The organism is Wohlfahrtiimonas sp. G9077 (assembly GCF_002252155.1).
GTDB lineage: Bacteria > Pseudomonadota > Gammaproteobacteria > Cardiobacteriales > Wohlfahrtiimonadaceae > Wohlfahrtiimonas.
This window is the reverse complement of sequence record NZ_NEFD01000003.1, coordinates 74829-87725: the sequence shown is the minus strand read 5'-3', so window position 1 is coordinate 87725 and position 12897 is coordinate 74829. Positions and strand designations below refer to the sequence as shown.

At 44.7% G+C, this 12897-nt stretch carries 11 protein-coding genes; 4 read left to right on the top strand and 7 right to left on the bottom strand.

The window, feature by feature from the left end:
- Positions 1-70 precede the first annotated feature (70 nt).
- The 3 genes from B9T20_RS05265 (at position 71) to dnaA (ending at position 2736) form a co-directional block, all read left to right on the top strand.
- Positions 71-850: an ABC transporter ATP-binding protein gene (locus B9T20_RS05265; protein ID WP_094490127.1), complete on the top strand. Its 780-nt coding sequence runs from the start codon at positions 71-73 to the stop codon at positions 848-850.
- 40 nt (positions 851-890) lie between these two features.
- A complete protein-coding gene (locus B9T20_RS05260) occupies positions 891-1289 on the top strand; it encodes a type IV pilin protein (RefSeq protein WP_094490126.1) in 399 nt (132 codons plus the stop codon).
- 82 nt (positions 1290-1371) lie between these two features.
- On the top strand, positions 1372-2736 hold the full coding sequence (gene dnaA, locus B9T20_RS05255) for a chromosomal replication initiator protein DnaA (protein ID WP_094490125.1): 1365 nt from the start codon (positions 1372-1374) through the stop codon (positions 2734-2736).
- Between the two features lies 1 nt (position 2737).
- Here the strand turns inward: dnaA and B9T20_RS05250 are convergent, their stop codons facing one another.
- Together B9T20_RS05250 and B9T20_RS05245 are read right to left on the bottom strand one after the other, a co-directional pair.
- The gene (locus B9T20_RS05250) at positions 2738-4708 is read right to left on the bottom strand and encodes an ATP-dependent helicase (RefSeq protein WP_094490124.1); all 1971 of its coding nucleotides are present in this window, start codon (positions 4706-4708) and stop codon (positions 2738-2740) included.
- A 3-nt stretch (positions 4709-4711) separates the two neighbouring features.
- Positions 4712-5686: an SIS domain-containing protein gene (locus B9T20_RS05245; RefSeq protein WP_008316489.1), complete on the bottom strand. Its 975-nt coding sequence runs from the start codon at positions 5684-5686 to the stop codon at positions 4712-4714.
- 164 nt (positions 5687-5850) lie between these two features.
- Here B9T20_RS05245 and B9T20_RS05240 point away from each other — a divergent pair, with 164 nt between their 5' ends.
- Positions 5851-6300 carry a PAS domain-containing protein gene (locus tag B9T20_RS05240; protein ID WP_081601008.1) on the top strand — a complete coding sequence of 150 codons (450 nt, stop codon included), beginning with the start codon at positions 5851-5853 and terminating at the stop codon, positions 6298-6300.
- Between the two features lie 66 nt (positions 6301-6366).
- On the opposite strand, the gene B9T20_RS05235 is transcribed toward B9T20_RS05240, so the two are convergent.
- The 5 genes from B9T20_RS05235 to aroB all read right to left on the bottom strand — a co-directional run bounded on the left by B9T20_RS05235 (position 6367) and on the right by aroB (position 12894).
- Positions 6367-7896, bottom strand: coding sequence for a succinate CoA transferase (locus B9T20_RS05235; RefSeq protein ID WP_094490123.1), 1530 nt, complete (start codon positions 7894-7896; stop codon positions 6367-6369).
- Between the two features lie 83 nt (positions 7897-7979).
- Positions 7980-9905, bottom strand: a complete 1926-nt coding sequence (locus tag B9T20_RS05230) for an ATP-binding cassette domain-containing protein (RefSeq protein ID WP_094490122.1) — start codon at positions 9903-9905, stop codon at positions 7980-7982.
- A 2-nt stretch (positions 9906-9907) separates the two neighbouring features.
- Positions 9908-10522, bottom strand: a complete 615-nt coding sequence (locus B9T20_RS05225) for a TetR/AcrR family transcriptional regulator (RefSeq protein ID WP_094490121.1) — start codon at positions 10520-10522, stop codon at positions 9908-9910.
- A gap of 1 nt (position 10523) precedes the next feature.
- Complete coding sequence (locus B9T20_RS05220; protein ID WP_233491603.1) at positions 10524-11804, bottom strand: SPOR domain-containing protein; 1281 nt, start codon at positions 11802-11804, stop codon at positions 10524-10526.
- A gap of 4 nt (positions 11805-11808) precedes the next feature.
- Entirely contained in the window at positions 11809-12894 is a 1086-nt protein-coding gene (gene aroB / locus B9T20_RS05215; RefSeq protein WP_094490120.1) for a 3-dehydroquinate synthase, read from the bottom strand.
- Positions 12895-12897: the final 3 nt, after the last annotated feature.

The following is a 12897-nucleotide window of genomic DNA, read 5'->3' as shown; positions in this document are numbered from 1 at the left end:
GGTAATTATAACAAAGTCACAGATTTTATTTGTTATAATCACCCATTATTTTAATTTACAGATTTTAGGTATGATGAGTCAACAGAACATTGCGCCCGTGCTCGAGGTACAGAACTTACATAAGTCCTTTGGTGAACTTGAAATTCTCAAGGGCATATCTCTATCCTTGTATAAGGGAGAAGTCATCTCTCTTTTAGGTTCTTCGGGCTCTGGCAAAAGTACTTTTTTGCGCTGTTTGAACTTATTAGAAAACCCAAATGCCGGCACCATTGCCCTCAATCAAGAAGTGCTTGAATTAAAAGAGAGCCCAAAAGGATTGGTGGCGAAAAACCAAAAACAACTCCAAAAATATCGCAGCAAAGTGGGCATGGTGTTTCAAAGCTTTAACTTATGGGCGCACATGACGGTGCTTGAAAATGTGATTGAAGCGCCCGTCCATGTCCTTGGCATCCCGAAAAAAGAGGCCATTGCCACAGCAGAAAAACTCTTAGACAAAGTGGGCTTATTGGATAAAAAAGATGTCTACCCAAGCAGTTTATCAGGCGGTCAGCAGCAGCGCGTTGCCATTGCTCGCACCCTTGCCATGAATCCTGAGGTGATTTTATTTGATGAACCCACCTCTGCCCTTGATCCTGAATTGGTACAAGAAGTCTTAAAAGTGATTCAAGAACTTGCGGCCGATGGCATGACCATGATCATCGTGACCCATGAAATGGACTTTGCGCGCAATGTATCAGATCAAATCCTCTTTTTCCATCAAGGCGTCATTGAAGAGAGTGGCGAACCTGAAGTGATGTTCACCAATCCAACCTCCGAGCGCTTTAAGCAATTCATTAATCATGTAAAATAACTGAGCCTCCTAACTAAACCCATAATGAAAAGGTGATCAAATGCATAAGAACGGTTTTACCCTGATTGAACTGATGATTGTTGTGGCCATCATTGGCATCATTGCAATGTTTGCTGTGCCAAGTTATCAAAACGCCCAGCGCAAAACCAAAATTGCAGAAGGCATCGCAGCTTTGACCGCTGCACAATCACAGATTGAAAAAACACGCCTTGAGCAACGCAAAACTTATGGTGAGATCACCTTAGCCGATGCTAAAATCAATGATCTAGTTAAGCATGGCAGCACCCCCATCTATCGACTCACCTATCAGTATCATCAAGGTAAACAATACACCTTAACCGCAACTGCACAAGGCACTTGGTTAAAAGAGAAAGATCAATGTAAAACGATTGAGCTTAAAAGCAGCGGTGAAATTACGCCATCAGATTGCCAAAAATAATCGCATAATTTGCCTCTCCCCATTTTCTGAAAATGGATTTATTTGCTACAATATCGCCCCGTCATTGGTCTAGAAAATTAAAATGGATGTAATAATTGAAGAATGTCTCTCGGAATTGTCTGGCAATATCCCTGAAGACGACTTTGCTATGTGGGTTGCCCCGCTCAAATTTCTGATTAAAGAAGATAAGGTCATTATTTTGGCAGCATCTGACATGATCATTCGTTGGGTGAAAAAGAACTATGAAGAGATCATCACTAAGATCTTTTCAGGCAAATTAGACCATGACATCACAATTCAATATGGCGTTGGCACTGAAGATGAATATTCAGCACCGGCCGTTGTGGAAAAGAAAAGCCGTAAAAGCGGTGGACGCGGCGGGCGTTCACGCGATGTGATCAAGGATTTCATCAAAGAATCGGCCATTGAAACCAGTAACCTTAACCATGATTTTACCTTCAATAACTTTGTGGAAGGTAAATCAAACCAATTTGCCCTCGCAGCGTGCGCACAAGTGGCGCAGCATCCTGGCACATCCCACAATCCATTGTTCATTTACGGCAGCACCGGGCTTGGCAAAACCCATTTAATGCATGCTGTGGGTAACTCCATTCGTGAAAAATATCCCGATGCGCGCTTAATTTATCAGCACTGTGACAGCTTCATTGAAGACATTGTGCGCAGCTTTCGCAACAACACCCATTCGGATTTGCGTCACTTTTATAAAACCTTAGATGCGCTATTGATCGATGACATTCAACTTTTAGCGGGCAAAGACACATCACAAGAGGTTTTTTTCCATACATTTAATACGCTCCTTGATGGTGGCCATCAGGTGATTTTAACCTGTGACCGTTATCCGAAAGAGCTTGAAATGATGGAAGATCGTTTAAAATCACGTTTTGCCTCAGGGCTCATCGTGAACATTGAGCCGCCTGAGCTCGAGCATCGGATTGCCATCCTGCTGCAAAAAGCAGAAAACTGGGGCCTAAATTTGCCGCAAGAGACGGCATTTTTTATTGCTCAAACCGTCAAAGCCAGCGTGCGAGAATTAGAAGGCGCATTAAAGCAAGTCAATGCCCTTGCGAACTTTAAAGGCTCGCCGCTCTCTGTCAGCATTGCCCAAGATGCGCTGGGCAGCCTCATGGAGATCCAAAGCCGCCAAATCACGCTAACAAACATCCAAAAAGTGGTCACGACATATTATGGCTTAAAAACTGCGGATTTAACGGGTAAATCCAGAGCCGCCAACATTGCCAAGCCTAGACAATTGGCCATGTATGTGGCGCGCTTATTGACACAACACAGTTTGCCTGAAATTGGCCGCGCCTTTGAACGCGACCATTCCACCGTGATGCATGCTTGCCGTAAGGTGGAAACGGAGCTTAAAAAAGATTATGCCTTGCAACGTGACTTTGAAACCATCCGCGCCACATTGACACACTAAATCATCCCCCCAGTAACGCCTGTAAATCCCCCAATACCGCTGACATTTGTGCTGGCTTCACCTGAAGCGACTCATCACCTGGGCGACGCCAAATGATGTTTGCCTCTGGCAATTCATCTAAAAATCGGCTTGGGGTACACGGCTCCCATTCACCATAACGTTTACGCTGACGGCAATAGGTCAAGGATAAACGCTGACGCGCGCGTGTTATGCCCACATAAAAAAGGCGCCGCTCCTCTTCCACCGTATCATTGTCGATGCTGTTTTTATGCGGCAAAATGTCCTCTTCCATGCTCACCAAATACACATACGGAAACTCAAGGCCTTTGGCACTGTGCAGAGTCATGAGCGTCACTGCATTGTGTTCTTTTTGCTCGCTGTCATTGTCTAAAATGGAGACCAGCGTTAAGTGCGATAATATCTCATCAAACGGCATGTCATATTGATCGAGCCAATTGATCAAATACTGAATGTTACTTTGCTTGCGCTCAAAGGATTTCGGCGATGTGGATTGATCGCGAAGATAATCTTCATAACCAATGGCATCGAGCATCTTTTCCAATGCTTCGCACGTTTGCCCTTGATCCAACATTGTCTTGGTGTGCTCTAAAATCCGATAAAAATCGCCGCAGCGCAAGCCTAAGCCCTTGCCCATCACTTTGCCCAATTGTGAGTGACTCAGCGTCTCATAAAGTGACAATTGATTGACTTTGGCAAACTCTAACAGCTTTTTCAAAGAGACCGCGCCAATTTCACGCTTAGGAATGTTTAAAATGCGCACCAAAGATGCCGTGTCATTCGGATTGACCATCACTTTTAAATATGAGATTAAATCCTTAATTTCCGGCTGCTGAAAAAAGCTCGTACCACCCACAACGCGCACCGGAATATTGCGCATATTGAGCGCCATTTCATATGCTTTTGCCTGATGATTGCCGCGATATAAAATGGCAAACTGACTGTAATCATTGCCCGTCAGCGCCGCTTGTTCTTCAATGGAGAGCACCACATAATCAATCTCATCTTGGGCGCTCTTAAACTCATCAATGGTGATCTCATCGCCCATCCCTAAACTTGACCATAAGGACTTTTCATATAAATGGGGATTAAAACGGATCACATGGTTCGCCGCATTGAGAATGTGCCCCGTTGAGCGGTAATTTTGCTCAAGCTTAATCATCTTGAGATTTGGGAAATCATGGTGCAGCTGATTGAGATTTTCAGGTCGTGCGCCCCGCCAAGCATAAATGGATTGATCATCATCCCCCACCACCGTCAAACCACTTTTACTGCCAACCAACAGCTTCACCAATTCATACTGGCATAAGTTCGTGTCTTGATATTCATCCACCAACAAATAACGAATCTCCCGCTGCCAATAACGGCGCACCTCTTCATGGGTTTGCAAAAGATTGAGCGGCAGGAAAATCAAATCATCAAAATCCACCGCATTATAAGTGGTGAGCTGATCACGATACTCACGATACACATCCACCGCATGTACCATGGCTTCATCATCCACCATCGATTGCACAGATTCCACCGATTGATGGTCATTTTTCCAGTTAGAAATCTGCATTTGCATCATTTTCGCCTCATCACTATCGTTGAGGTAATCGGTCAATAATCCTAAACTGTCGCGCTGATCATAAATGGAAAAACCTGCTTTTAAACCACATAAATGCCCATGTTTTTTTAAAATCTGCAAACCCAAGCGATGAAAGGTCGTGACGCGAAGCCCTTTCGACTCCTCACGCTTGAGCGTGCCTTTAATGCGCTCTGCCATCTCTTTGGCCGCTTTATTGGTAAACGTGACGGCATAAATGCTACGGGCAGGATAATGACACTCGCGCACAAGATATTTAATCTTTTCGGTGATGACGCGCGTTTTACCAGAGCCTGCACCTGCTAACACCAAAAGCGGTCGATCAATGGAATGGACCGCTTCTAACTGCTGTTGATTCAACTGCATGACTTACATGACTCTCGCTTTTAATAAATGGTGCATCGTCACAACGCCCACCACATGACCCGCATCATCTAACACAGGCAACGCGCTGATGCGTTTTGCTTCCATTAAATTTGCAGCATCCACTGCTAAAGCGTCAGGTCCAATGCTGATGGGGGTTTCTGTCATGCAGGCTTTCATGGTCAATTGACGAATGTCTGCATGCTTTGTCCACGTGCGGCGCAAATCCCCTTCACTGAACACACCTTTTAAATGGGCAGATTCATCCGTCACCACGATGATGCCAAGGGGATATTTGGTCATTTCAAGCAAACCATCGGTTAAATGCTGATCTTCAGAAACATTCGCGAGCTCATCAAATGGTGCCATCACATCTGAGACACGCAGCAATAAACGGCGGCCTAATTTACCCCCCGGATGAGAGCGCGCAAAATCATCTGCCGTAAAGCCACGCATTTCCATCAACGTCACTGCAATGGCATCGCCTAAAGCAAGCACTGCTGTTGTCGATGACGTGGGCGCTAAATTCAATGGGCAGGCCTCTTCTGTCACTTTTGCCAACAAATGATACTGCGCATTTTTTGCCAATGTTGATTGATCATTGCCTGTAATGGCGATCACTTGTGTGCCTTGGCGAATCATGATGGGCATGATGGCAACAATCTCATCGGATTCCCCTGAGTTTGATAAAGCAATCACCACATCAGATGCCGTGATCATGCCTAAATCACCATGGCTTGCCTCTGCCGGATGCATAAAAAATGCAGGGGTGCCGGTGCTTGCTAAGGTTGCGGCAATCTTATGGCCAATGTGTCCAGACTTGCCCATACCAGTGACCACAACGCGCCCTGTGCACGCTTTGAGGACTTGGCAAATGGCATAAAAATTTTCATCAATGATTGATTGCAAAGCACTCACGGCTTTAGCTTCAATCTCCAACACTCGTTTTGCATGAGCAATTGCGCGATCTTGTGGGTTCATTCAATCTCTTCCAACCATGAATAGAGCCGTAATTATAGCGAATATTTTCCTGATTCTCAGTTTATCTTTGGCCGCTTTATCGTATAATGGTCAATTGTCGCGGCAATATAACACAATGAAAATTGCCTATTTTAAATTTCTACACAAGCTTAGGAGAGAAGGAAATGTCGAATTCTCGCGAAGTAGAATTACATTATTATGATGGTTCAACTCGTACAGTCTCAGTCAATGATACACGCATCCCTTACCCGATTGGCCGACTCATTGTTTCATATACGGATACGAACGGAATAATCATGCAAGCGAATCAAGCTTTTATTGACATCTCCGGCTATACAAGAGATGAATTGATCGGTCAGCCTCAAAACATTTTGCGCCATCCTGACATGCCAAAAGCGGCATTTAAGGACATGTGGAGCACCATTGAATCCGGCAAAAGTTGGAATGGTTATGTGAAAAATCTTTGTAAAGATGGTGAATATTATTGGGTGTACGCCACCGTTGTGCCTTCATTTGATAAAGATGGCAACATCACTGCATTCACATCCATTCGCAGAATGCCAAGTGAAGAGAAATTAAAAGATGCCATCGCGCTTTATGCCACACTCGATTAATCGGCACTAAACATTGAGACAAAAAAAATCCCTGATCGTCATCAGGGATTTTTTTAATGACCCAATTTATTTTTTGCTTTCGCCTAAAACCATGGTGCCATGTTTCGCATAATGATCATGCCATGAGAATGCTTCAGACAAGATGTGTGGTGTTTGACCACCTTTTGCACAAGCGCGATCAAAGTAATCACGTGCTTGGGCTTTAAATTTAGGATGCATACAGTTTTCAATCACCAAGGCTGCGATCTCTTTAGGTGATTTACCACGAAGATCCGCATAGCCTTGTTCTGTCACAATCACGTCCACATCATGGTTTGCGTGATCTACGTGCGTTACAAATGGCACGATGGCAGAGATGTCACCATTTTTCGCGGTCGATTGCGTCACAAAGATCGTGATGCGCGCATTGCGGGCAAAGTCACCTGAGCCGCCAATGCCGTTCATCATGTGCGTGCCATTGACATGGGTAGAGTTGATGTTGCCGTAAATGTCCGCTTCTAACGCTGTGTTAAAAGAAATCACGCCTAAACGACGAATCACTTCAGGATGGTTGGTGATCTCTTGTGGGCGGAAAATCACTTTGCCTTTATAACGCTCTAAATCTTCCGCAAGGGTTGCCACGAGTTTAGCGGATAAAGAGAATGCCGTCGCGGCTGCAAATTTCACAACGCCCGCATCGATCAAGTCAAAGATGCCATCTTGCAACACTTCTGATGCCACAGTGATGTCTTTAAATTTAGAGTGCTTCATGCCGCTCAATACAGCATTTGCCACAGAACCTACGCCTGATTGTAACGGCGCTAAGCTTTCTGTCAAACGGCCTTCTTCCACTTCTTTTTCTAAGAATTCTAATAAATTGTCCGCAATTTTTTGCGTCTCTTCATTTGGTTCAAATAAAGGTGATGGAATGTCTGGGCGATCTGATAATACAATGCCGCGCACTTTTGCAGGATCCACTTTGATGCCAACGCTGCCGATGCGTTTACTCACATCATACACAGGAATCGCTTCACGGCTGTTTTCGCCTTGATCTTTTGGCACATACACGTCATGAATGCCTTCATAAGCTGCGGGTGCAGATACGTTCAATTCAATGATCACGTGTTTTGCTTTGTCCACAAAAATCGGTGAGTTACCCACAGAACCTGTTGGAATGATTTGACCATCTTCTGTGATGGCTGCCGCTTCAATCACAGCATAATCAATCTCACCTAACACGCCTTGGCGCAATTGTTCTGCGGTGTGTGATAAATGTTGGTCGATGTATTTCACTTCGCCGCCATTGATCTCTTTACGTAAAATGGGATTGCCTTGGTAAGGTAAGCGCAAATTGATCGCTTTGTTTTCAGCCAATACGCCATCGGCATCCGGTCCCATTGACGCACCGGTAAAGATGTTCACTTTAATGCCATCTTTATGTGCGCGAGCCGCTAATGCACCCGGGAACACTTTAGGTTCGCCAAACAAAGTAAAGCCACTCATTCCGATGGTCATACCATCTTCCATCCATGATGCGGCTTCTTCTGCCGAGACAATTTTATTTTCAAAATTTGGATTACGAATTTTACCGGCCGCTTGCGCTTTTAACTGTTCCATAAACATCCTCCTAATTAATCTTTCTAGTTGTAACTTATTTGTAGCTCAAGATACTATACAGTAATTTGCTGAAAAGCAATATGTCACATCTGCGAACGCTTCTGTTCCAATAGCTCCCAACGTATGAAGGCTTCGTCAAGTTCTTCATTCTTACGTGCTAAAGCATCTAAAACTGCCGCCTGCTTCACATGATCTTGTTGATAAAAATCATTGTGTTGCGTTTGTTCAGAGAGCGCTTGAATCTCTTGATCTAATTGCTCGAGCAATGCGGGCAATGTCTCTAATTCACGCGTCTCTTTATATGATAATTTCACCTTTTGTGGTTTAGGTGCTTCTGTTTCCGGCTTCTTTTCCACAACATTTTTCTTTTCAGACTTGTGATTCTCTGCCTGTGCTGCGGTGTGATTAAAGTACTTTTGACTCTCCACACTCTCCAGCCAGTCGCTGTAACCGCCCACATATTGACTCACCGAGCCATCGCCTTCAAATACCAACGTTGAAGTGACCGTTTTATCAATGAATGCACGGTCATGGGAAACGATCAAAAGCGTGCCTTCAAATTTCAGCAATAACTCTTCGAGCACCTCTAGCGTTTCAATGTCTAAATCATTCGTCGGTTCATCGAGCACGATGACATTCGCTGGCTTTGCAAAGAGTTTAGCGAGCAATAAGCGGTTGCGCTCACCGCCTGATAATGCTTTCACAGGGCTTCTCGCTTTTTCTGGCGTGAACATAAAGTCCTGAAGCCAGCCGATCAAATGTTGTTTTTTACCGTTGATCTCAATGAAGTCGCTGCCTTCTGCCACATTGTCCATCACGCTTTTTTCTAAATCTAACGCAGAACGCAATTGATCAAAATAGGCAATCTCAAGCTTCGTACCCACTTCCACTTTGCCGCTCTCTGGCGTTAATTGTTCAAAGAGCAACTTTAACAATGTGGATTTACCCGCGCCATTCGCGCCAATTAAACCCACACGATCGCCACGCATCAGCGTCATGCTGAAATCTTTGATGATGGATTTACCATCAATGGAATATGAGATGTTTTCCGCACTGATGACGCGCTTACCAGATGTTGAACCTTCCTCAAAATTGAGTTTAGCAATCCCTTGACGCGAAATGCGCTCTTTAAATTGCTCACGCATCGCTTTTAAAGCACGCACACGTCCTTCATTACGGGTTCTGCGTGCTTCGATGCCTTTACGAATCCACACTTCTTCTTCAGCCAAACGCTTATCAAACAGCGCGCGTTCTTGATTCTCTGCATGGAGCATCTCCGCTTTACGGCGCTGATAATTGTCATAACTGCCCGGAAACTCAGAGAGCACACCGCGATCAAGCTCAATGATCTTATTGGCGATCTTGCCCAAAAATTGTCGGTCATGGGTGATGAACAAAAGTGCGCCATGATAATTCTTAAGCAGCATCTCTTCGAGCCACAAAATGGCATCAATGTCTAAATGGTTGGTGGGCTCATCGAGCAATAATAAATCAGGCTCAGAGACCAACGCTTTACCAAGGAGCACACGACGAATCCAACCGCCCGATAAATTGGCGATGATCTCATCCTTTGGCAAAGACAATTGCGAAATGATGGTCATCACTTTTTGATCAAGCGACCAACCATCAAGGGCTTCAATCTCATGCTGCAAACGGCTGAGCTCTGCCAAATCCATCTGATCTTCTGGCTGCAATAAAATTTGATGATACGCCACCAATTTTTGCCCAACCTCAGGAATGCCTTCAGCCACTACGTCATAAACTGTTTGTGTTAGATCACGAGGAATCTCTTGAGAAAGCGCCGCAATGCGATAGCCGCGATCAATAATCACTTCGCCATCATCTGGCACAGCATCGCCTGTGATCACTTTTAATAAAGAGCTTTTGCCCTCGCCATTGCGGCCAATTAAAGCCACGCGGTCGCCCTTTTCTAACGCAAAATCTAAATTTTGCAATAAAGGACGATCCCCATAAGCCAATGAAATGTTGTGTAATGTTAAAATTGCCATAATTAAGCTCTATTTTGAATCCCGTATAATGCGCTGCCCACCACGCTTTTCACCACGCGCTGAGTGTCATATTCAACAGGCGCACCAATGCTAAATTTGTGATCAAGGCTCAACATGGTCACGCCATGCACTGCGCCCCATAAGCCGCGCGTCAATAAACCAAGTTCATCTTCAGAAAGATGCGGCGCCAATTGCGACAACTGCTGACCGATCACATAAAAGAGGTTTTTAATGTGCACAAAGTAATCTTCTGTCAGCAAGGCTTCATCGGTCACGCGGTGCATGAAGATCGCCTGCCATTTCTCTTTATGCTCAAAGGCAAAGTCCACATAACTGATGGCAATTTGCATCAAAGCAGCTTCAGGATCTTGTGCGCCATTCTCTAAATCACGTTCAATTTTTTCCAACAAATGTTGTAAAGTTCGGGCATTGAGCAAGAGCATCAAATCATCTACATTTTTGATCACCATGTACAAAGAGCCCACCGTATAACCAATCTCTTTGGCAATGCGGCGCGTCGTGAGTTTATTGTAACCCTCATCGACTAAAATTTTTTCGGCAGCCAAAATCACCATTTCTTTTAATTCGTCGCGCGAATGATCATTACGTCTACCCACTTTAGGATTCCTTTCTAACTTTCAACGGTAAGCGCTGCACACTCGCTGGCAGCTTCTTTTTGCCCTCAATGGCTTGTGACTCAGTGTCATACGGGCCAATGAAAGCAATCCATACGGTTTGACCCCGCTCATGGATTTTAGCATATTGTACTTGCCCGGGGATCGATCGTCCTTTTAATTGCTTCTCAAGCGCTGCGCGTTCTGTGTCACGACTGAGCTCAATAATGTAAGGCACTGCCACTTTTTTGTTTTTCGTGGATGCTTTTTCTTTCTGTGGCGGCGGGACTTTGGCTTTCGAAATTGCTTCAGATGGATGCGCTGCCTCAACAATCGGTTCACCCTTGACCATTAAGGCAGGCGCCACCATCACCGTTTCAATGGGTTTGACCACTTTCACAGGTGCTTTCGGCTCTGGCACCACAGTGATCACCTTTGGCACTGGCTCCACCACTTTCACAGGCGGCATCACTTCTTCCACCACAACGGCTAAATCGGGCATTTCAGGTTTAGCCGTTTCTTGTGGATCATTCTGCCACCATTGCCAAGATAAAAAGCCCACAATGCCAATGACTGGCACACTTAACCACCACAATCCTTTTAAGGATCGCGGCGCGCTTTTATTCGGCAGCGGGCGCTCTTCTTCCAGTAATTTTAATAATCTGCCAATGTAACCGTACGAAAGATTATGCAGCTGATTGATCTCTGCAATCGAAACCTCTCTATTTTGATTCAGATGCTCAAAAACGCTGTCCACAAACTGCTTTGACTCCATCATATTCATGGAGGTGAGCGTGATCACTTCTGCCCCTTTTAAGAGCCCACGCATCTCAATGTGTGCCGGCGCAATGCCCATAAAGGCCACCAATGTCACTTTTGAGAACAGTTCAGGATGATGAGAAAACAGCGTCATCACTGCGCTCATTTGCGCATAAGGCAACGCCTCTACATCATCAATCAATAAATAAGCATGCCCTTTATTTTGTAATAAATCAGAAAACCATGCTTCTAACGCATGCTCAGCATCTGGCGCATCAAAATTTGGCCATGCTGATAAGCCATTTGGCAGGATGCTATGATCATGGCCATTTAAACGGGCCACAGCTGATGTTGGATCATCAGACAATGCGTGAAACAACTCAGAGAGCAATCGACTCTTACCTGAACCATTCGGTCCTTGTATGCACAATAAATGGGTTTGACGCGCTCGACAAACATCGATTAAATGCGTCAAAATTTGATCATAAGGTGGCACTTTGATCCAAGGGAGTCGATCTAACCTCAATGTCTTACGCGTCCTTTGTCATGGTCATATGGAAAGCTTCTTCAATGTACTCTTTTGGCACATTGCCCATCACAATCCCTTCACCGATGTCGGATAATAGAATGTAACGGATATCGGTTGCTGTGTTTTTCTTATCCAGCAACATCACTTCCCACATGGCCTCAAATGAAAATTGTTCTTTCATCGAGGTTGGCAATAAAAATGCAGTCAATGTCTCTTCGATTTTTGTAACATTTTCTGCGCTCAATAAGCCCATTTTATGAGAAACAATCGCCGCCATGCGCATGCCAACGGCCACTGCTTCGCCATGCAAAATGCCTTTATAACCCATGTTTTTCTCAATGGCATGGCCAAATGTGTGCCCTAAGTTCAACAATGCACGGCTGCCTTGCTCAAACTCATCCTCCATCACGATCTCTTTCTTATTCTGACAAGAACGTGCCACAAGCTCTTTAATGGCCGTTTTATCACGCATTAAAATGGCATCTTTATGCTCACACAACCAATAGAAAAAGTCGCGGTCACGGATCAAACCATATTTAATCACTTCAGATAAACCGCTGATGAATTCACGGCGCGGCAATGTGTCTAGCACATCCACATTGATGAACACCGCTTTGGGTTGATAAAACGTGCCCACCATGTTTTTACCCAATGGATGATTGATGGCCGTTTTACCGCCCACAGAACTGTCCACTTGAGCCAATAAACTTGTGGGAAATTGAATGAAATCAATGCCGCGCTGATAAATGCTCGCCGCAAAGCCCACCAAATCGCCAATCACACCGCCGCCTAAAGCAATCAATGTGGCCGAGCGATTATATTTTAAGGTCAATAATTTGGTGATGATTTTTTGTAAGGATTCATTGTTTTTAAAGATTTCACCATCTTCGAGCACCAATGTTTCAACGCGTTTATTGGGCAATAATCCCACCACATAATCCATATACAAAGGGGCAATTGTGGTGTTTGAAACCACCAAGACTGTTTCGCCGCGCACTTTATCTTCTAAGCGGTCAGTGAACATATTTGTAGAGGCAATACAAATGGGATAAGAACGGTCACCAAGTTCGATATCTATAATTTTCATAAC

Excerpts from the sequence above, each read along its gene's own strand:
- B9T20_RS05265 (WP_094490127.1), top strand. The coding sequence starts at position 71 with ATGATGAGTCAACAGAACATTGCGCCCGTGCTCGAGGTACAGAACTTA.
- B9T20_RS05260 (WP_094490126.1), top strand. The coding sequence starts at position 891 with ATGCATAAGAACGGTTTTACCCTGATTGAACTGATGATTGTTGTGGCC.
- dnaA (WP_094490125.1), top strand. The coding sequence starts at position 1,372 with ATGGATGTAATAATTGAAGAATGTCTCTCGGAATTGTCTGGCAATATC.
- B9T20_RS05250 (WP_094490124.1), bottom strand. The coding sequence starts at position 4,708 with ATGCAGTTGAATCAACAGCAGTTAGAAGCGGTCCATTCCATTGATCGA.
- B9T20_RS05245 (WP_008316489.1), bottom strand. The coding sequence starts at position 5,686 with ATGAACCCACAAGATCGCGCAATTGCTCATGCAAAACGAGTGTTGGAG.
- B9T20_RS05240 (WP_081601008.1), top strand. The coding sequence starts at position 5,851 with ATGTCGAATTCTCGCGAAGTAGAATTACATTATTATGATGGTTCAACT.
- B9T20_RS05235 (WP_094490123.1), bottom strand. The coding sequence starts at position 7,896 with ATGGAACAGTTAAAAGCGCAAGCGGCCGGTAAAATTCGTAATCCAAAT.
- B9T20_RS05230 (WP_094490122.1), bottom strand. The coding sequence starts at position 9,905 with ATGGCAATTTTAACATTACACAACATTTCATTGGCTTATGGGGATCGT.
- aroB (WP_094490120.1), bottom strand. The coding sequence starts at position 12,894 with ATGAAAATTATAGATATCGAACTTGGTGACCGTTCTTATCCCATTTGT.